This is a genomic window from Serratia sp. JSRIV002 (assembly GCF_019968725.1).
Lineage (GTDB): Bacteria > Pseudomonadota > Gammaproteobacteria > Enterobacterales > Enterobacteriaceae > Chania > Chania fonticola_B.
Genome location: NZ_CP074143.1, coordinates 1 through 20,679, shown reverse-complemented (window position 1 = coordinate 20,679; position 20,679 = coordinate 1). Strand labels below are relative to the sequence as shown.

Here is a 20,679-nt window from a genome sequence, read left to right as displayed (position 1 = left end):
TCACCTCAGGAGCCAAAAGATGAAGCAACAGATTATTGTAGTAACCAGCGCCTACGGCAACGACAAGGTACAGCAGCTAGGGGGGCAGGCGGCGTTATTACCCCTGATCGCTCAGGCAGGCGCAGACGGCGTGGAAATCCGCCGTGAACTGCTTTCCCCGCAGGAACTGGACGCTTTACCCACTCTGGCAAAAGCCCTGCAGCAACACCAACTGGCCGCCGTGTATTCCGCTCCTGAGTCACTGTTTACACCACAGCACACCCTGAACCCGAATCTGCCCGCCTTTTTGGCAGAGGCGAAGATCCTGCAAGCCAGTAGGCTCAAACTCGCTTTAGGCCACTACCGGCCAGGCTTTGACTTTACCGAGTTAAAAATCGCGCTGGGGCAATCCGCAGTCCAACTGGTGGTCGAGAACGATCAAACGCCAGACTGCGGCATCCTGTCGTTGATGAACGCCTTTTTCCTTGCGGTGGAAGAGAGCCAGTTGCCGGTCGGGATGACGTTCGACATGGCCAACTGGCATTGGGTGGGGCAAGACGCCCTGGCCGCCGCCAATCTGCTGGCCGCACACGTCGGCTATATCCATGTTAAAGCCGCCACCCTTGGCCCACGCGGCTGGCGCGCCATCGCCCTGGATGATACCGACGGTAGCTGGCGTGAAGTGCTGGCCCGCTTGCCGCAGGACGTACCACGCGGCATCGAGTTCCCGCTACAGGGCAGCGATCTGGAGGCGGTAACCCGCCATTACGTGGATATGTTACGTGGGGAGCAGGCATGATGAGCACGCAAAATTCTTTAGATGTCGTCACGCTGGGTGAAGCCATGGCGATGTTTGTCGCAGCGCAAACTGGCGATCTGGCCGAGGTTGAAAGCTTTACCAAACGCATCGCCGGTGCCGAGCTGAACGTAGCGATCGGACTTGCCCGCCTGGGTCTGAACGTCGGCTGGGTCAGCCGGGTAGGTAATGACTCGTTTGGACGCTTTACCCTGCAACAGCTGGCGAAAGAAGGGGTTAATGCCCAGCGGGTCACCGTTGATGGCCGCTACCCAACCGGTTTTCAGCTGAAATCTAAAAATACCGATGGAACCGATCCCAGCGTGGAGTATTTCCGCAAAGGCTCCGCCGCCAGCCATCTTTCCACCGCCGACTTCGATCGTGACTACTTCGCCGGGGCGCGCCATCTGCACCTGAGCGGAGTAGCCGCCGCGCTGTCTGCCGAGTCGCTGGAGCTGTGCCATTTCGCCGCCGCCGAGATGCGCGCCCTGGGCAAAACCATCTCCTTCGACCCCAACCTGCGCCCAGTGCTGTGGTCTAGCCGGGAGCTGATGATCGAACAGCTCAACAAGCTGGCCTGCGCGGCCGACTGGGTGCTGCCAGGGTTAAAAGAGGGCCAGATCCTGACCGGACAATCCACCGCGGAAGGCATCGCCGATTTCTATCTGGAGCGCGGCGTACAGGCCGTGATCATCAAAACCGGGCCAGAGGGTGCCTGGTTTAAAACCGCCGCCGGCGACCAGGCTGCGGTACCCGCGGTCAAAGTCACCAACGTGGTTGATACCGTCGGTGCCGGAGACGGCTTCGCGGTTGGGACGCTAAGCGCCCTGCTGGAAGGCAAAACGCTGATCCAGGCGGTACAACGCGGCAACAAGATCGGTTCGCTGGCCATCCAGGCCATCGGCGACAGCGAAGGGCTGCCAACCCGTGCCGCACTGGCGGAATAATCATTTGCTCCAATGAGCGCCCACCTCTGTCCCTACAACCGAGGCACGCCGGGAGAGCACAAGCCCCAGCGGATGGCTGCAAGCCACCGCTGGTGAGAAGACTCCACTGAAGGGTTCTGCACATGACTAAAGCAACTATTGCGGCCAAACGCTGGTGGTACATCATGCCCATCGTGTTTATCACCTACAGCCTGGCCTATCTGGACCGCGCCAACTTTAGCTTTGCCTCTGCCGCCGGGATTAATGACGATCTTGGCATCACCAAAGGGATGTCATCCCTGCTGGGTGCCCTGTTTTTCCTCGGCTATTTCTTCTTCCAAATCCCCGGCGCCATCTACGCCGAACGCCGTAGCGTCAAGAAGCTGATTTTCTGGTGTTTGATCCTGTGGGGCGGCTGCGCCTCGCTGACCGGCATGGTCAGCAATATCCCGATGCTGGCAGCGATCCGCTTTATCCTCGGCGTGGTGGAGGCGGCGGTGATGCCCGCAATGCTGATTTACATCAGCAACTGGTTTACCAAGTCTGAACGCTCTCGCGCCAACACCTTCCTGATCCTCGGCAATCCGGTCACGGTGTTGTGGATGTCGGTGGTTTCTGGCTACCTGATCCACGCCTTTGGCTGGCGTGAAATGTTTATCATCGAAGGGGTTCCTGCGGTGATCTGGGCATTCTGTTGGTGGGTGCTGGTCAAAGACAAACCGTCACAGGTCGGCTGGCTGAGCGATCAGGAAAAGCTGGCGTTGCAACAGCAACTGGCCGAGGAGCAGAAAGGTATCAAGGCGGTACGCAACTACGGCGAAGCCTTCCGCTCGCGCAACGTGATCCTGCTGTGCATGCAATATTTTGCCTGGAGCATCGGCGTGTATGGCTTTGTGCTGTGGCTGCCTTCGATCCTGCGCAGCGGTATGCAGATGGGGATGGTTGAAGCGGGCTGGTTGTCGTCGGTACCTTATCTGGCCGCCACCATTGCGATGATCGTGGTTTCCTGGGCATCGGACAAGATGCAGAACCGTAAGCTGTTTGTTTGGCCGCTGTTGTTGATTGGCGCGCTGGCCTTCTTCGCTTCCTACGCCATTGGCCCGAACCACTTCTGGATCTCCTATGGTCTGCTGGTGGTCGCCGGTGCGGCCATGTATGCGCCTTACGGTCCGTTTTTCGCCATCATTCCGGAGATGCTGCCAAGAAACGTCGCCGGGGGTGCCATGGCGCTGATTAACAGCATGGGCGCGCTGGGCTCCTTCTTCGGCTCCTGGTTTGTCGGTTACCTCAACGGGGCAACCGGCAGCCCGGCGGCCTCCTATATGTTTATGGCTATCGCGCTGCTGGCCTCAGTGGGGCTGACGCTGATCGTCAAGCCAGCACGTAATGAAGCTCAGCCCCAGGTGGCCTGATCTTGCGAGTGAGGGGCTCAGCCCTTCACTCTCCTGCAATATGTTATGTTGAACATCTCGTTCGCCAGATGGAGTTATTTGATGAAGCCTGCAATCGTGTTGTACAAACGTATTCCTGCCGACCTGCGTGCCAAGCTGGACCAGCACTTTACCGTTCATACCTTTGACGGTCTGCAACTGGACAACGCCGCCTTCGATCAGGCGCTACAACAGGCCGAAGGCATCCTCGGTTCCGGCGGCAAGATTGACGAAGCCTTTTTGCAACGCGCCCCCAAACTGCGTGCGGCGTCCACCGTCTCCGTCGGTTATGACAACTTTGACGTTGCAGCGCTCAACGCCCACCGGGTGCTGTTGATGCATACCCCAACCGTCCTGACCGAAACCGTGGCCGATACCATCATGAGCCTGGTGTTGGCCACCGCACGCCGGGTGGTCGAGGTGGCTGAGCGGGTCAAGGCAGGGGAATGGCAGGGCAGCATCGGGCCTGACTGGTACGGCGTTGACGTGCATCATAAAACCATCGGCATCCTCGGTATGGGCCGCATCGGCCTGGCGCTGGCGCAGCGCGCGCATTTTGGCTTTGGCATGCCGGTGCTGTACAACGCACGCCGTACACATGAAGAAGCAGAGCAACGCTTCAATGCCCGCCGTTGCGATCTCGATACGCTGCTGGCCGAGTCGGACTTCCTGTGCATTACGCTGCCGCTCACTGAGCAAACCTTCCATCTGATTGGCCGCGAACAGCTGGCGAAGATGAAGCAGAGCGGAATTTTGATTAACGCGGGGCGTGGCCCGGTGGTAGATGAGCAAGCGCTGATTGAAGCCTTACAAGACGGTACCATTCATGCCGCTGGATTGGATGTGTTCGAGCAAGAGCCGGTCGCGGTCGATTCGCCGCTGCTGAAAATGGCCAACGTGGTCGCTTTGCCGCATATCGGTTCCGCTACCCATGAGACTCGCTACGGCATGGCCGAGTGCGCCGTGGATAACCTGATTGCCGCCTTGACCGGTACGGTCACAGAAAACTGCGTTAACCCGCAGTTGCTGAAGAAATAAGTTTGACTGAATGAGACTGCTCCGGCTCGCTATGTAGCTACATTTTGAACCTGTGGAGTGAGCAGCAGTCTCCCCCTTCCCCCTCCGCCCCCAAATTCTTACCCAGGGATGAGGCGATTTTTTCTCCATCCAGCACACTAGGTTACCCTACGATAAAAACGCTTCCTGCCACGAGTAAGGAGAGCCATGAAACGCCTGACCCTTCCCCTGCTGATGCTGCTTTCACCCGCAGCGCTGGCCAACTGGACGCTGCAAAGCTTCCCGGCCTTCAGCGAATCCGCCAGCGGTTTATTTACCAGCCAGGCTACCCTAGCCAAAGGCCAACTGCCGCTGCGGCTGTATCAGAACCAACAGTGCTGGCAGCCCAGTGACGCGGTTAAGCTGAACCAGACATTGTCGCTGCAACCCTGTAGCGATAGCGAGCCGGTCAACTGGCGGCTATTTCGCGATGGTGATTATCAGGTACGTATCGACACCCGCAGTGGCACGCCCACCTTGCAGCTCAGCCTGAAGGCAGAACCGGAAAAAACCGTCGCCGCCGTAGCTCGCACCTGCCAACGCTGGGATGGCCAGCCGATCACGATCGCGGTGAAGGACACCTTTGCCGAAGGCGAAACGGTGCGCGATTTTTATTCCGGCCAGACCGCCACGGTAGTTCAAGGCCTGGTCACCCTGCAACCGGCGGCCAACAGCGGGGGTCTGCTATTGCTAGAGTCAGCCAATACGCCGCCACAGGCGGCTTTCAACTGGCACAACGCCACGGTCTATTTCGTGCTGACCGATCGCTTTGAAAACGGCAACCCAGCCAACGATCACAGCTATGGCCGCCACGGCGACGGCATGCAAGAGATCGGCACCTTCCACGGCGGCGACCTCGCCGGGTTGACGAAAAAACTGGATTATCTGCAACAGCTGGGGGTCAACGCCCTGTGGATCAGTTCCCCGTTGGAACAGATCCACGGCTGGGTCGGCGGCGGAACCAAAGGGGATTTCCCGCATTATGCCTATCACGGCTACTACCATCAGGACTGGACCAAGCTTGATGCCAATATGGGCAATGAGCAGGATCTGCGTAATCTGGTGGAGCAAGCACATCAGCGCGGGATCCGCATCTTGTTTGACGTGGTGGTGAATCACGTCGGCTATGCCACACTGGCCGATATGCAGCAGTTCCAGTTTGGCTCGCTGTACCTGAAGAGTGACGAAGCCGCAAAAATCCTCGGCAAAAACTGGGGCGATTGGCAACCGGGGCCTGGCCAGAGCTGGCACAGCTTTAACGACTACATTAACTTCAGCGATAAAGCAGGCTGGAGCCAATGGTGGGGGAAAAACTGGATCCGCACCGATATCGGCGATTACGACTCACCGGGCTTCGACGACCTGACCATGTCACTGGCTTTCCTTCCGGACATCAAAACTGAAGCGCCAGGAGCCAGCGGCCTACCGCTGTTCTTCCGCCATAAATCTGATACCGCCGCGCGCGAAATCCCAGGGGCCACCACCCGCGATTATCTGACGGCCTGGCTCAGCCAATGGGTGCGCGACTACGGCATTGACGGTTTCCGCGTTGATACCGCCAAGCACGTCGATAAACCCACGCTGGACCTGCTAAAGCAGCGTGCCACCGAGGCGCTGGCAGAGTGGAAAGCGGCTAATCCCAAGCAGGCACTGGATAACGCGCCGTTCTGGATGACCGGTGAAGCCTGGGGCCACGGGGTGATGAAAAGCGACTATTACCAGCACGGCTTCGATGCGATGATCAACTTCGATTTTCAGGATCAGGCCTCGCAGGCGCTGGGCTGCTTCTCCAATATCGATGCCACCTATCAGCAAATGGCGGACAAGCTGCTGGGCTTCAACGTGCTGAGCTATATTTCCTCGCACGACACTCGCCTGTTCTTCGCCAGCGATGCCAAAGGTTCGTTGCCTTTGCAGCAACGAGCAGCAGACCTGCTGTTATTGGCTCCGGGCGCGGTACAGATTTATTACGGTGATGAGAGTGGCCGGCCGTTTGGCCCTACCGGTTCCGATCCTTTACAAGGCACGCGCTCGGATATGAACTGGGGTGAACTGCAAGGAGCCAAAGCGCCGTTGTTGGCACATTGGCAGCAACTAGGCCAGTTCCGCGAGCGCCACCCGGCAGTCGGTGCCGGTACGCAGCAATCCCAGCAAACGCCTCATTACTATGCCTTTAGTCGCCAACATGGGGGTGATAAGGTGATGGTGGTGTGGGCTGGCGATCGGTCACAATAATTCAGCGCGTTATGCTGTAAAAAGCCCGCCGAGCGACATCTATGCCCGGCGGGTAAGATATCAGCCGCATTGCACCCGCTTTTATCTGGCGGTATGGTGGGCGTCTACCCGCTTACAACCATATTGCAGCAGCTATGAATTTTTCACTTTTCGGCGACAAATTTACCCGTTACGCGGGCATCACCCGCTTGATGGACGATCTGAACGAAGGCCTGCGCACGCCAGGTGCCATCATGCTTGGCGGCGGTAACCCGGCGCAGATCCCAGAGATGGCCAGCTACTTCAAACAGCTGTGCCAGGAGATGCTCGATCAGGGCAAGCTGACCGAGGCACTGTGCAACTACGACGGCCCGCAAGGCAAAGACGCCCTGCTGAAAGCGCTGGCCACTATGCTGCAGGAAGAGCTTGGCTGGCAGATCGAGCCACAGAATATTGCACTGACAAATGGCAGCCAGAGCGCGTTTTTCTACTTGTTTAACCTGTTCGCTGGCCGTTACGCCGACGGCACTCGCCGCCGCGTGCTGTTCCCGCTGGCGCCAGAATATATTGGCTATGCCGATTCCGGACTGGATGAAGGGCTGTTTGTCTCTGCCAAACCCAATATCGAGCTGCTGCCAGACGGCCAGTTCAAGTATCACGTCGATTTTGAGCATCTGAACATCGGTGACGACATCGGCATGATCTGCGTATCGCGCCCCACCAACCCGACCGGTAACGTGATCACCGACGAAGAGCTGATGAAGCTCGATCTCTTGGCGCAACAGCGTGATATCCCACTGGTGATCGATAACGCTTACGGCGTGCCGTTCCCCGGCATTATCTTCAGCGAAGCCACGCCGCTGTGGAACCCGAACATCATCCTGTGCATGAGCTTGTCCAAGTTGGGTCTGCCTGGCTCACGCTGTGGCATCGTGATTGCCGACGAGAAGGTCATTACCGCGCTGACCAATATGAACGGCATTATCAGCCTGTCCCCAGGCAGCATTGGCCCGGCGCTGGCCACGGAGATGATTGAGCGCGGCGACCTGCTGCGTTTATCCAACGAGGTGATCCGCCCGTTCTACAAGCAGCGGGTCGAGCAGACCATCGGCATTATTCGCCGTTACCTGTCGCCGGAGCGCTGCCTGATCCATAAACCGGAAGGGGCTATCTTCCTCTGGCTGTGGTTCAAGGATCTGCCCATCACCACCGAACTGCTGTATCAACGGCTGAAAAAGCGTGGCGTATTGATGGTGCCTGGCCACTACTTCTTCCCGGGATTGGAGCATGAATGGCCGCATACGCATCAATGTATGCGCATGAACTATGTGCCTAATCCGGAAGATATTGAGCGTGGCGTGATGATCCTGGCCGAAGAGGTTGAGCGCGCCCACCAGGAAGTGTAGCCGGTTGAGATTTTGTCAGCAGTATCTTGGGGCTCCGCAAGCGGAGCCCCTTTTTGCAGGCTACATTGCCCAGAACAGCACCGCCAACAGCTGCGGTGACATGATGCGCAGGAACATTGCCAACGGGTAGACCGTGGCATAAGAGAGCGCTGCAGCGCCGCTGGTAGGGTGCAGGCCGTTGGCAAAGGCCAGCGCCGGTGGATCGGTCATTGAGCCCGCCAGCATGCCGGAGAGCGTCAGGTAGTTCATCTTACCCACTACCCGAGCCAGAATACCTACGCTGATCAGTGGTATGAAGGTGATGAGTGCCCCGTAACCGACCCACGCCAGCCCATCGCCATGCAGCAGGGTATCGACAAAGTTGCCACCCGACTTCAGGCCAACCACAGCCAGGAACAGCACGATACCCAGTTCACGCAGAGCCAGGTTGGCACTTGGCGGCATAAACCAGTACAGCTTACCGATGCTACCAATACGCCCCAGGATCAGCGCCACCACCAGCGGACCACCGGCTAACCCCAACCGCAATGCTGCCGGGAAGCCGGGAATAAACAGCGGGATAGAACCCAACAGCACCCCAAGGCCAATGCCGATAAATACCGGCAGCATCTGCACCTGTTGCAGCTTCTGCTGGGCGTTGCCGACAATCGCGGCCACCGCCTCAATGGATTCTGGCCGCCCCACCAGGTTGAGGATATCCCCGAACTGCAGCGTAACATTGCTGCCCGCCACCAGCTCGACCCCGGCACGGTTGAGGCGAGAGACCACCACCTCATATTTTTGCTTCAGCTCCAGATCGCGGATTTTTTTACCCAACACCTTTTCGTTGGTCACTACCGCACGAACCACTTGCAGTGAAGTCCCCCGGGTGGAGAGCGATACGTCGACTTCCTCGCCAATCACCAGCCGGGCATTTTCCAGCTTTTCGCGCTTGCCGACCAGGTGCAGGAAATCCCCCAGTTCCAGCGTCTCATGCGGGGCGGGCACCATCAGCAAATCACCGCGCTTGAGGCGCGAACAAATGATCTCATCACTGTTGAGCAACGGTACGTTCTTGATGGCCATGCCTTGCAGATTGGGGTTACGCACCGCCACGTTCATGGTCTGCAACAGTTCGCGATTGCTCCCCAGACTGTCTTCAAATTCCTGCGCTTCCTTATCGATATTGATGCGGAAAAACAGCCGGATCAGCCACATCACCAGCAGAATGCCGCAGATACCGAACGGATAGGCCATCGCATAGCCCATCCCCATGCGGTTAACCAGCGCCGGATCGGAACCCAGATCGGTGAGTATCTGCTGCCCGGCACCGAGCGCCGGAGTGTTGGTAACCGCGCCGGAGAACACGCCGAGAATGATCGGTAACGGCACGGCAAACAGCTTATGGACAATCGCCGCCACCACGCCGCCCACCAGCACCAACAGAATGGCAAAGCCATTGAGCTTGAGGCCGGAAACGCGCAGGGACGAGAAGAAACCAGGGCCAACCTGAATACCGATGGTGTAAACAAACAGGATCAGACCGAACTCCTGAATAAAGTGCAGCATGTCGCCGTTGAGAGTGATCTGGTAAGTCTGTGCAAAGTGTCCGACGATGATGCCGCCGAACAAGACGCCGCCTATCCCTAAACCCACGCCATACACTTTCCAGTTGCCAATCCATAACCCGAGAATAGCCACCAACGCCAACATGCTGACGGTCAGGGCGATATCACTCATACGTCACATCCTTACCATAAGTTTAACAATCGGTATGCGATTAAATGCCTGCAATTATTAGGGATTCTGACATAAGGCGTTGGGGGGTAATGTGGGGTATGCCACAGAATGCGACGGGGGAGGCCCGAATGGACCTCCCCCGCAAGTTTTTGTGTTTTTTCAGCCGGTTATTTGGCTTCCAGCTCCGGAGTGCTACCGATGCTGATGCGTTGTGGCTGCAAGGCTTCCGGCACGTGGCGTACCAGATCGATGTGCAGCAGGCCGTCTTCAAATTTGGCTTCGGACACCTGCAGGTGCTCTGCCAGGGTAAAGGTCAGGCTGAACTCTTTGCACACCAGCCCCTGATGCAGATACTCCACCTGTTTTTCCGGCGGTGTGGGGTTGCCACGCACGGTCAGGCGCGGGCCTTCCACTTCAATATCCAGTTCGCTTTGTTTGAACCCGGCTAACGCCAGGGAAATGCGATAGTGGTTATCGTCGCTTTTCTCAATGTTATAGGGCGGGAACCCTTGTGGCTCCTGGCCTCCCATTGAGCTGGCCAGCTTGTCAAAACCGATCCATTGACGCAGAAGTGGGGATAAATCGTAGTTACGCATAATACTCTCCTTCCAAGAAGCGAGGTTTAAAGTTTGCCCCCTAACGGCAGGCACGGTGATACAACAACAATTACTTAATTTCGATCCGACGCGGCTTTAACGTTTCCGGCACGATACGTTCCAGATCGATATACAGCAGGCCGTTTTCCAGTTTGGCGCCTCTAATTTGAATATGCTCGGCCAGCTGGAATTTGCGTTCAAAGTTACGCTCGGCAATGCCTTGATATAAATAGGTTCTCTCAGCAGGTTCGTTGGTGTGAGCCCCGCGCACAATCAACAGATTGTCTTGCGTGGTGATCTCCAGTTCCTGCTCGGCAAACCCGGCCACCGCGATGGCAATGCGGTAATGATTTTCATCAACCAGCTCAACGTTATACGGCGGATAGCCACCGTTACCCTGGCTTTGGCCAGCCTCAAGGGCGTTGAACAGACGATCAAAACCGATCGCGGAACGGTACAGCGGGGAAAGATCAAAGTTGCGCATAAAACAGCCTCCTAAGGCACTTCAGCGAGGTTGATAATGAAGCCTTCCATCATGGACAGGCTATAAGGCTTGAATTCCCTTACGGCAAATTCTTAATTTGGCCTTGTAAAGAAGATGGGGTTTGCTTTCCACATTTCAACTGGTGATGATTAAATAATTGCCAATGGAAACGGCGAAAATTTGTTTATCACATACACTCAAAGTGAGATAGCCGCCACAGTGCGGAATGTTGCATCTTTCAATGCTTTGGCTGGATGTTATAAATCAGCAAATTTCAGGGGATGTCTCCCCTCAGGATGGACGAATGAAACCAATAAAAAAAATGATAGCGACCGGTTGCCTGCTGCTGACCACTAACGGTTGCTCCAGCGTAGCCAGCCACACCGGGGCCGACCAGGGTTATTACTCCGGTACGCGCGCCAATGTCGATATGATGAAGAGCGAAGATACCAGTTGGGCCATGATGCCCCTGCTGGCGATCGACCTGCCCCTGTCGGCGGCGATGGACACCATTTTGCTGCCTTACGACTACCTGCGTTCTGGCAGCGATAAAGCGGCAGCCTCACCCAAAGCCCGTATCCAGCATGATGAAGAACGAAATCTGGCTGTCAGCGGCAATCCAGGCCAGGGCATGGCAACCTCGCCAGCACCGGCCGGGTTGTAGTTAAACCGCCACCACAAAAATCTGGTTAAATCCGGCGACTTCACGCATAAAGGCCACCTGTTTGCCATCTGGTGAGAACACCACGGCGTCCCCCAGTGGTGGTTGCGTAGTCCGTTTGGTCAGGCGCTGCATATTGCCGTTGGCGATATCGCACAGCATCACGCTGTTATCACACACCAGCGCAATCTTGCCCCCCTGCGGATGCCAACTGAAGGCCGACTGGATGCTGTGATCCGATTGTGTCACCTGATTCGCCTCCCCGCCATTGGGGGAAACAGTCCACAGTTGCACTATGCCCCGATCGTCTTGCATCAGGAAGGCGATGGCCCTGCCGTCTGGCGAACTCCGCAACCAATGACGTGGCGTGGTGGCAACCCCAGGATAGTTGCGTTGGCCGGTATAGGTTAACCGCCGTTGTCGAACGCCTAACGGTGGCGCAGGTAAGGTCGTTGCCGTTCCCTGCAAGGGAGCCTCCCCGGCTTTGGCATAGTCGGCATCGTTTTCAGGTAAATCCACCACAAACACTTCCGGCAACTTTTCCCCCTGCGGCGAGAGGGTATCGCCGATAAACGCCAACGCCCAACGCTGGCGGCTGCCATCGGGTTTGCTATAACCTTGCAGGCCAATCCAACCTTCTTCATAAGCCCGATTGATTTGATCGCTGCCCGGTTGCGGGGTTGGCGTGGTTGCGCTGACCAGTACGCAATAATGGCTTCCGTCGTATTCACGTGGGTGCTGCTTGGGGGGATTTACCCCTTGCAACGGCACCGCTACGCCAACGTTACGCAAATCCAGTGCGGGATCGAGTTCATGCATCACATGGTCGTTATAGGTGAAGCTCAGACGGCTACCCTCTGGGCTGAAGACATGCACGTGGGTGCCGCCACGCAGCGCACCTGGGGTATAGGGGGCGGTAATGTCCAATGCGTCCAGGGTTATCGCCAATTCACGATCCGGCTCGCTGACGATCACGCCACGGCGATGGTGGAAGTCATAATGCCAGAAGCTGTCTGGGTGTTCCGGCCCATGGATAAATGCGTAGCGCGCTGGCGCATCCGGGCTCACCGTCACCACGCCGACATGGGCTCCATGCTGCGCCCGATAAACCACCTCCACCTGACCGCTGGCAACGTTCACCCGTTCAATACTCAGCCCGGTAAAGGATGCACCGCTTGGCCGTACATCATATGCCAGCCATTGGCCGCACGGCGTCCAGACATTAATATTGGTGAGTTGATGACCTCGCGGATCAAAAGTCAGCTGTCGTTCCTGATGGCTCATGGCGGCTCCTGCATACCGGCTGGAATAGAACCGCCATAGTACCCGATCGGCCTGGCTGTTTCACACCACCCAGGTTTAAGGCGCTTTTGCTAATCGCAGGTATTCAGCCTTGGCTTTTTGTAACTGGTCAACAAACGTTGGCTCGGCGTGTAAACGTGCCACGATAGCCGCCCCAACCAGGCGCCCGGCGGTGACGTCACTCTGCCAATGATAGCCACAAATCACGCGACTTTGCCCCATCTCATAACCCCGCTTGAGGATCTCCCCTTGGCGAGCAGGATTGATCTCCGCCAGCACGAGTGCAGTAGCCCAACCGATACTCGTATGGCCAGAAGGATAGGAACCGTTGGTTGATAGCACACTTTCTTCTTCCGGGCGGCAGGTCGCCTGATGATAAAAAGCAAAAGGCCGGGTCCGCATATAATGCTGCTTGGCGCTGCGGGTCGCCAAATCACCGGTATCCTCACGCATTTTAGTTACCAGGCGATATAACTCTGGCGTTTTCTTGCGTGTTATTTCCATGCCGAAGGCGTTGAAAAATGCCAGTGGTATGCCATCGCCGTAAATCTGCGCATCGTTATAAGCTTGCTTGCCTCTTGGCGTATTCCTCAGCAACTTACCGGCGTCATACTGAGCTTTGTCATTGAGGAAGTCGATGCTGTCAACGGCCGGTGGCGGGGGCAATAAGGAGAGGCTATCAATAGACTGCGCTTCCTTAAGATAGTAGAAATCCGGTGTCGTCGTCACGTCTCTGGCGGCAAAGGATATTTGCGTCAAGGCAATATAAGCCAATGATGATATTATAATTTTTTTCATATTATCTCCTAACGAACTTTATTAGTTGTTTTGCAATATAGTGAGTAAGCTAAAATGAAAGATGATGTGATAAATAGCTATTTCGTCATTTAAAATACAATAAAAAATACAGATCGCAAAAATAATTTTTATTTATACCATTTAAATTAATGCAATTAATTAACGAGAACATTTATATTAATAAAACATGAAATCACTACAAATATTCTTTTAGGAGCGACTTAATTATTTCAGTAAAGAAATAACACCAGCAGGCCATCAGCCATACCTGATTTACGTGGAAGCATCTTAAGCCCCCAGGGAAGGGGGCTGGCAGACATTAAACGTTCAGCACAAACTTCTCAATGGCCAGTGCGACGCCGTCTTCGGTATTGGTGCCGGTCACGTGCTGGGCAATTTCCTTTAATTCTGCAATAGCATTGCCCATCGCCACGCCCAGCCCGGCATACTCGATCATCGCAATATCATTAGCCTGATCGCCTAACGCCATCACGTTTTCCTGCTTGACGCCCAAATGCTCGGCCAGCATTCTGACGCCCGCGCCCTTATCAACATTCTTGTGCAGGATCTCCAGGAAGTAAGGGGCGCTTTTCATAATGGTGTAGCGATCCCAGGCCTCTGCGGGCAAGCGGGCTATCGCGCTATCCAGCAACTCTGGCTCATCAATCATCATCACCTTCGGGAAGCGCATGGTGCGATCCATCTCTTCCACGCTGCGGTATTTCAGCGGGATACCGGTCATTTGCGATTCATGGACGGTATATTTGCCAATGTCTTTATTTGGCGTGTAGAGGGTATCGAAATCAAAGGCGTGGAAATGTACGCCAAACTCCCGCGCCAACTGCTCAAAATAGAGGTAATCGTCAAAGCCGAGCGTTTCTTGCAGCACGCAGGCCCCGTCCGTCGCCTTCAGCACCAGAGCACCGTTATAAGTGATGCAGAAATCGCCCTCCCCCTGAATATCCAACTGACGCAGATAGTCCTGCACGCCGACATATGGCCGCCCGGTAGCCAGTACCACATGCACGCCTTTAGCGCGCGCGGCGGTCAGAGCCTGCTTTACCGCGGGCGTAATCTGATGCTGCGGATTGAGCAGCGTGCCGTCCATATCAATTGCAATCAGTTCAATAGCCATTCGAGCGTCTCCCAGTGGTTTTTTCTCATGCTAACGCGTTTCAGCTTGCCTTGTTAGTGCTAAAAACGGCATAAAAAAATCCGCGCGGGCGAACCGGCGCGGATTGTTAATAGCCAAATAAGGCGTTAGATATCGATATTCGCCGCTTTCAGGGCGTTTTCTTCGATAAAAGCACGGCGTGGTTCAACCGCATCGCCCATCAGGGTGGTGAACAGCTGATCGGCCGCAATAGCGTCTTTCACCGCTACGCGCAGCATACGCCGCTGATCGGGATCCATGGTGGTTTCCCACAGCTGGTCCGGGTTCATTTCGCCCAGCCCTTTATAGCGCTGGACCGACAGGCCACGGCGCGACTCTTTCACCAGCCACTCCAACGCCTGTTCGAAGCTGTCTACCGGCTGGCGACGTTCGCCACGTTCGATATAGGCATCTTCTTCCAGCAGGCCGCGCAGTTTTTCGCCCAACGCACAGATCCTGCGGTATTCACCACCGCGGATAAATTCAAAGTCCAGCGGGTAGTCTGTATCAACACCATGGGTACGGATACGCAGCACCGGTTCGAACATCTGGCGTTCACGGTTTTCAACCAGCACAGAACTGTAGCTGCTACCGTGCTGCTCGTTATCGTTGAGCAATTTCACCAGCGATTCGATCCAGCTTTCCACCTTGGCACGGTCGCTCAGATCGTCTTCGTTCAAGGTTGGCTGGTAGATCAGGTTGTTCAGTAACGCACGCGGGTAACGGCGTTCCATCCGGCCAATCTGCTTCTGCACGGCGTAATGTTCAGCCACCAGCTTCTCTAACGGCTCACCCGCCAAGGCTGGTGCAGAACCGTTGGTGTGCAGGGTCGCGCCGTCGAGGGCGATGGAGATCTGATACTGATCCATCGCTTCGTCGTCTTTGATGTACTGCTCCTGCTTGCCTTTTTTCACCTTGTACAACGGCGGCTGGGCAATATACACATGGCCACGCTCGATGATTTCCGGCATCTGACGATAGAAGAAGGTCAACAGCAGCGTACGGATGTGCGAGCCGTCGACGTCGGCATCGGTCATGATAATGATGCTGTGATAACGCAGTTTGTCCGGGTTGTATTCGTCACGGCCAATGCCGCAGCCCAGCGCGGTGATCAGCGTGGCAACTTCCTGTGAGGACAGCATCTTGTCGAAGCGGGCTTTCTCAACGTTGAGGATTTTCCCTTTCAGCGGCAAGATTGCCTGGTTCTTACGGTTACGGCCCTGCTTGGCTGAGCCGCCCGCGGAGTCCCCTTCCACCAGGTAGAGTTCGGACAACGCCGGGTCACGTTCCTGACAGTCCGCCAATTTGCCTGGCAAGCCAGCCAAATCCAGCGCGCCTTTACGGCGGGTCATTTCACGCGCTTTACGCGCCGCTTCACGAGCACGGGCCGCATCGATGATTTTACCGACCACGATCTTGGCATCCGCTGGGTTTTCCATCAGGTAATCCACCAGCTTCTCGTTCATCAGCGATTCGACCGCCGTTTTCACTTCCGAAGACACCAGCTTGTCTTTGGTCTGGGAAGAGAATTTAGGATCGGGCACTTTCACCGAAACCACGGCAATCAGGCCTTCACGCGCATCGTCACCGGTGGCGCTTATTTTGGACTTTTTGCTGTAGCCTTCTTTATCCATGTAGGTGTTCAGGGTACGGGTCATCGCGGCACGGAAGCCGGCCAGGTGAGTCCCCCCATCACGCTGCGGGATGTTGTTGGTGAAGCAGTAGATGTTTTCCTGGAAACCATCGTTCCACTGCAGCGCCACTTCCACACCGATATCGTCTTTCACGGTTGAGAAGTAGAACACCGTTGGGTGGATCGGTGTCTTGTTCTTGTTCAGGTATTCCACAAACGCACGGATACCCCCTTCGTAATGGAAGTGGTCTTCTCTGTCGTTGCGCTTGTCTTTCAGGCGAATAGAGACGCCCGAGTTGAGGAACGACAGTTCACGCAGGCGCTTGGCCAGGATGTCGTACTCAAACTCGATGTTATTGGTAAAGGTCTGGAAGCTCGGCCAGAAGCGCAGGGTAGTACCTGTCTGGTCGGTTTCACCGACGACTTTCAGCGGGGCCTGTGGTTCGCCATGCTTGTAAGTTTGCTCATGGACCTTGCCTTCGCGGCGGATCACCAGTTCCAGCTTTTCTGACAGGGCGTTAACAACAGAAACGCCCACGCCGTGCAGACCGCCGGAAACCTTATAGGAGTTGTCGTCAAACTTACCGCCGGCGTGCAGTACGGTCATGATGACCTGTGCCGCAGACACCCCTTCCTCTTCGTGGATACCGGTTGGGATACCACGGCCATCATCCTGCACCGAGACGGAGTTGTCGGCGTGGATCGTCACCTGAATGTCGCTACAGTGGCCAGCGAGTGCTTCGTCGATAGCGTTGTCCACGACCTCGAATACCATGTGGTGCAGACCGGTGCCGTCATCAGTATCACCGATATACATGCCCGGACGCTTACGTACCGCATCCAGCCCTTTTAATACCTTGATACTTGAGGAGTCATAAGAATTCGACATCAACGTTTCTCGCTCATTTTAGTCCTGTGGTTGAACCTCTATTTTACCTTGTTCCACGCGGAACATCTTGCCCTTTTCACCCATCATGTCGGTTACTTGTTCAGCGCTTACCGCACTGACAAAAACCTGTGCCTGGGTGGCTTTCAGGCGATCGGCCAGCAACCGGCGACGGCCGGTGTCCAGCTCGGAGGCAAAATCATCAATCAGATACAGGCAACGCCGCCCGCTCTGGCGGGTGAGAAACTCACCCTGCGCCAAGCGCAATGCGCACATCAGCAGTTTAAGCTGACCGCGCGATAACAAATCCTCTACCGGCGTACCTTCGGCACGAATGCGGAAGTCCGCTTTATGCGGCCCCACCGCGGTATAGGTTAACGCCCTGTCGCGCTCAAACTGGCGCTCCAGCAGCTCTCCGTAGTCGCTCTCTTTGTCCCAGCCGCGCTGGAAAGAGAAACTCAGGGCAAATTCGGGCAAAAACTGCGCGCAGGTCGCGGTGATATCCGCGGCAATTGCATCGCTGTAAGCTGCCCGCCACTCGCTGATACGCTCGGCCAACGGGATCAGTTCCTGATCCCAGGCGCGGATCTGCGCATAGCGATTGACCTGGCGCAGCGCGGCATTGCGCTGCTTCAGTAACCTTTTCAGGTTGCTCCAGGCGGTGAAAAAACCGGGTTCATTATGAAAACAACCCCAGTCCAGGAAGGCACGCCGATACTTCGGCCCGCCATTAAGCAGGGTAAAACCTTCGGGGGTGATCAACTGCATGGGCAATAGCTGTGCCAGCTCTGCCACCTTATGGCCATCGCTGCCATCGATGCGCACTTTGCTGTCACCCTGACGGCTTTTACTCAGTCCTACCGATAATTCGCGCCCGCTGCCTTCGATCCGGCCATGCAACACAAACTCCGGCTGATCGTGGCGGATCACTCGCCCGGCCTGCAGGCTGCGAAACGCGCGCCCATGACCAAGGGTATAAACCGCCTCCAGCACGCTGGTCTTGCCGCTGCCGTTGGCCCCCACCAGGAAGTTAAACCCCGGTGCAGGCGCCAGATCGGCAGCTTCGATATTGCGGAAATCTTTAATCAGTAAACGCGTTAATGCCATGCCATCTCTTTACCGAAACGGTATTTATAAAATTACAACCGCATTGGCATAACCACGTAGGCGGCGGACTTGCTGGCACCGTCCTCGATCTGCACGCTGGAGACGGAATCGGTCAGCAGCAGGCGCACATCTTCACACTTGAGCGCGTTCAGCACGTCCAGCACATAGCTGACGTTGAAACCAATTTCCATCTCGGTGCCATCATAGCTGACATCGAGGATCTCTTCCGCCTCTTCCTGTTCCGGGTTGTTGGCGGTGATCTTGAGCTGGTTCTGGCTGACGTACAGGCGCACGCCGCGGAACTTTTCGTTCGACAGAATGGCCGCACGAGCAAACGCCTGCTTGAGCAGATCACAGCCCGCTTCCAGCGTTTTGTCCGGGTTCTTCGGCAATACGCGGCGATAATCAGGGAAACGGCCGTCAACCAGCTTGGAAGTGAAGATAAAGTCACCGACGTGGGCGCGGATGTTGTTGCTACCAATCTGCACCCGTAGCGGCGTATCGCCACCGTCAAGCAAGCGGACCAGCTCCATCACCCCTTTACGCGGCACGATCACCGAATGGGTAGGCAACTGTTGGCCAATCGGCATTGAACACACCGCCAGGCGGTGGCCATCGGTGGCGACGGTGCGCAGTTCTTCCCCTTCGGTTTCAAACAGCATACCGTTCAGGTAATAGCGCACATCCTGATGAGCCATCGAAAATTGGGTGGCTTCAATCAGGCGCTTTAGCGTCGCCTGCGGCAAGGTGAACTCCACCTCGCTCTGCCAATCATCCAGATTCGGGAAGTCTATCGCCGGCAGCGTGGACAGTGAGAAGCGGCTGCGGCCAGAACGCACCAGCATACGGTCGCCTTCGAGGATCACCGTAATCTCCGCACCTTCCGGCAGGCCACGGCAGATATCAAAGAATTTACGCGCGGGGACGGTCGTCGCGCCCGCTTCATGGGGCTGAGACAGGGCAACGCGGGCCACCATCTCCATCTCCAGATCGGTCCCTGTCAGCAACAGGGAACCTTCCGTCACCTGCAGCAGCAGGTTACCCAGAATTGGCAGCGTCGGGCGGCCACCCAGTGGGCTGCTCACCTGTTGCAGCGGTTTTAGCAGATGCTCACGTTCAACGATAAATTTCATATGGGCTATGACGACAATGTTCTGATTAAATTGGAGAAATCTTCTTTGATGTCGTGACTTTCCTCACGCAGCTGCTCGATCTTCCGGCAGGCGTGCAACACCGTAGTATGGTCGCGGCCACCAAACGCATCGCCGATTTCTGGCAGGCTGTGGTTGGTGAGCTCTTTTGCCAATGCCATCGCCATCTGGCGCGGGCGGGCAACCGAGCGCGAACGCCGTTTAGACAGCAGGTCCGCGATTTTGATTTTGTAGTACTCGGCCACCGTCTTCTGGATATTGTCGATGGTGACCAGCTTTTCCTGCAACGCCAGCAGATCCCGCAGCGCTTCACGCACGAAATCGATAGTGATGGCGCGGCCGGTAAAGTTGGCGTTGGCGATCACCCGGTTCAGCGCCCCTTCGAGCTCACGCACGTTGGAACGCAGGCGTTTGGCGATAAAGAACGCCACCTCGCCCGGCAGACGGATATCGTTCTCGTCGGCCTTTTTCATCAGGATCGCCACGCGGGTTTCCAGCTCCGGCGGCTCGATCGCAACCGTCAGGCCCCAGCCGAAGCGGGATTTCAAACGATCTTCCACCCCGTTGATCTCTTTTGGATAGCGATCCGAGGTCAGGATGATCTGTTGATTACCTTCCAACAGGGCGTTAAAGGTGTGGAAGAACTCTTCCTGTGAACGCTCTTTGTTGGCAAAGAATTGAATATCATCGATCAGCAACGCATCCACCGAGCGGTAGTAGCGTTTGAATTCTTCAATGGCGTTATTTTGCAACGCCTTGACCATGTCCTGCACAAAGCGTTCCGAGTGCATATAGACCACTTTGGCATTGGCCTTACGCGCCATGATGCCGTTGCCTACCGCATGCAACAGGTGCGTTTTACCCAGGCCGGTACCGCCATACAGGAACAGTGGGTTATAAGCGCCCCCCGGATTGTCTGCCACCTGCCGCGCCGCAGCACGCGCCAGCTGGTTGGACTTACCCTCAACGAAGTTATCGAAGGTGTGCTTGGGGTTGACGTTGGAACGATAGGACAGCTCAGGCGGCGGTGCCGCGTTGTCCCAGCTTGGGCGGGACGGTGCAGCCGTGCGCACCACCGGGGCTACCGGAGCGCTGTTGACGCTGGCCATTACGGGCTGGCTGAGGGTTTGTGTCAGTGGCTTGCTGCCCACCTCAAAACGCAACAGCGGCGCATCCGTACCGCAGAAATCATTCAACAGGCCATTGATATTGTTTAAGTACTTATCGCGAACCCAATCCAGCACAAAGCGATTGGGCGCATACAGCGCCAGGGTATTGTCACTCAGTTCCGCCTGCAATGGGCGTATCCACATACTAAATTCTGTGGCAGGTAACTCATCCTGCAATCGGGCAAGACACTGCTGCCAAAGCGAAAGTGACAC

The 20,679-nt window shown here is 56.2% G+C and carries 17 protein-coding genes; 7 read left to right on the top strand and 10 right to left on the bottom strand.

Annotated elements, in window-relative coordinates; translation table 11 throughout:
* Window positions 1–19 precede the first annotated feature (19 nt).
* The 6 genes from KGP26_RS00085 (at window position 20) to KGP26_RS00060 (ending at window position 7,807) form a co-directional block, all read left to right on the top strand.
* The gene (locus KGP26_RS00085; RefSeq protein ID WP_179248621.1) at window positions 20–778 is read left to right on the top strand and encodes a sugar phosphate isomerase/epimerase; all 759 of its coding nucleotides are present in this window, start codon (window positions 20–22) and stop codon (window positions 776–778) included.
* On the top strand, window positions 775–1,722 hold the full coding sequence (locus KGP26_RS00080; protein WP_172413971.1) for a sugar kinase: 948 nt from the start codon (window positions 775–777) through the stop codon (window positions 1,720–1,722). Before KGP26_RS00085 ends, KGP26_RS00080 begins: the two co-directional genes overlap by 4 nt.
* Before the next feature lie 122 nt (window positions 1,723–1,844).
* Window positions 1,845–3,113: an MFS transporter gene (locus tag KGP26_RS00075; protein WP_024483300.1), complete on the top strand. Its 1,269-nt coding sequence runs from the start codon at window positions 1,845–1,847 to the stop codon at window positions 3,111–3,113.
* Window positions 3,114–3,194: 81 nt separating this feature from the next.
* Window positions 3,195–4,169, top strand: coding sequence for a glyoxylate/hydroxypyruvate reductase GhrB (gene ghrB / locus KGP26_RS00070; RefSeq protein WP_223500575.1), 975 nt, complete (start codon window positions 3,195–3,197; stop codon window positions 4,167–4,169).
* A gap of 186 nt (window positions 4,170–4,355) precedes the next feature.
* Complete coding sequence (locus tag KGP26_RS00065) at window positions 4,356–6,422, top strand: alpha-amylase (protein ID WP_223500574.1); 2,067 nt, start codon at window positions 4,356–4,358, stop codon at window positions 6,420–6,422.
* A gap of 134 nt (window positions 6,423–6,556) precedes the next feature.
* A complete protein-coding gene (locus KGP26_RS00060; RefSeq protein ID WP_223664863.1) occupies window positions 6,557–7,807 on the top strand; it encodes a valine--pyruvate transaminase in 1,251 nt (416 codons plus the stop codon).
* 60 nt (window positions 7,808–7,867) lie between these two features.
* Here the strand turns inward: KGP26_RS00060 and KGP26_RS00055 are convergent, their stop codons facing one another.
* From KGP26_RS00055 to ibpA, 3 genes are all read right to left on the bottom strand, one after another.
* Window positions 7,868–9,526 carry a putative transporter gene (locus KGP26_RS00055; RefSeq protein WP_071682676.1) on the bottom strand — a complete coding sequence of 553 codons (1,659 nt, stop codon included), beginning with the start codon at window positions 9,524–9,526 and terminating at the stop codon, window positions 7,868–7,870.
* A 167-nt stretch (window positions 9,527–9,693) separates the two neighbouring features.
* Window positions 9,694–10,122: a small heat shock chaperone IbpB gene (gene ibpB / locus KGP26_RS00050; protein ID WP_223664862.1), complete on the bottom strand. Its 429-nt coding sequence runs from the start codon at window positions 10,120–10,122 to the stop codon at window positions 9,694–9,696.
* A 70-nt stretch (window positions 10,123–10,192) separates the two neighbouring features.
* Entirely contained in the window at window positions 10,193–10,606 is a 414-nt protein-coding gene (gene ibpA / locus KGP26_RS00045; RefSeq protein ID WP_021181374.1) for a small heat shock chaperone IbpA, read from the bottom strand.
* A 304-nt stretch (window positions 10,607–10,910) separates the two neighbouring features.
* Here ibpA and KGP26_RS00040 point away from each other — a divergent pair, with 304 nt between their 5' ends.
* Window positions 10,911–11,270 carry a YceK/YidQ family lipoprotein gene (locus tag KGP26_RS00040; protein WP_021181375.1) on the top strand — a complete coding sequence of 120 codons (360 nt, stop codon included), beginning with the start codon at window positions 10,911–10,913 and terminating at the stop codon, window positions 11,268–11,270.
* Here KGP26_RS00040 and KGP26_RS00035 read toward each other — a convergent pair whose 3' ends face one another.
* From KGP26_RS00035 to dnaA, 7 genes are all read right to left on the bottom strand, one after another.
* Window positions 11,271–12,551 carry a DUF3748 domain-containing protein gene (locus tag KGP26_RS00035; protein WP_223498650.1) on the bottom strand — a complete coding sequence of 427 codons (1,281 nt, stop codon included), beginning with the start codon at window positions 12,549–12,551 and terminating at the stop codon, window positions 11,271–11,273.
* A gap of 75 nt (window positions 12,552–12,626) precedes the next feature.
* On the bottom strand, window positions 12,627–13,367 hold the full coding sequence (locus KGP26_RS00030) for a phosphatase PAP2 family protein (RefSeq protein ID WP_223664861.1): 741 nt from the start codon (window positions 13,365–13,367) through the stop codon (window positions 12,627–12,629).
* Between the two features lie 319 nt (window positions 13,368–13,686).
* Window positions 13,687–14,502: a sugar-phosphatase gene (gene yidA, locus KGP26_RS00025; protein WP_179248626.1), complete on the bottom strand. Its 816-nt coding sequence runs from the start codon at window positions 14,500–14,502 to the stop codon at window positions 13,687–13,689.
* Window positions 14,503–14,627: 125 nt separating this feature from the next.
* Window positions 14,628–17,042, bottom strand: a complete 2,415-nt coding sequence (gene gyrB, locus KGP26_RS00020) for a DNA topoisomerase (ATP-hydrolyzing) subunit B (protein WP_059199267.1) — start codon at window positions 17,040–17,042, stop codon at window positions 14,628–14,630.
* An 18-nt stretch (window positions 17,043–17,060) separates the two neighbouring features.
* Window positions 17,061–18,146, bottom strand: coding sequence for a DNA replication/repair protein RecF (gene recF, locus KGP26_RS00015; protein ID WP_021181392.1), 1,086 nt, complete (start codon window positions 18,144–18,146; stop codon window positions 17,061–17,063).
* Between the two features lie 32 nt (window positions 18,147–18,178).
* Window positions 18,179–19,279 (bottom strand): DNA polymerase III subunit beta, encoded by a 1,101-nt coding sequence (dnaN, locus tag KGP26_RS00010; protein ID WP_021181393.1) that lies wholly within the window; start codon window positions 19,277–19,279, stop codon window positions 18,179–18,181.
* A 5-nt stretch (window positions 19,280–19,284) separates the two neighbouring features.
* Entirely contained in the window at window positions 19,285–20,679 is a 1,395-nt protein-coding gene (dnaA, locus tag KGP26_RS00005) for a chromosomal replication initiator protein DnaA (RefSeq protein ID WP_021181394.1), read from the bottom strand.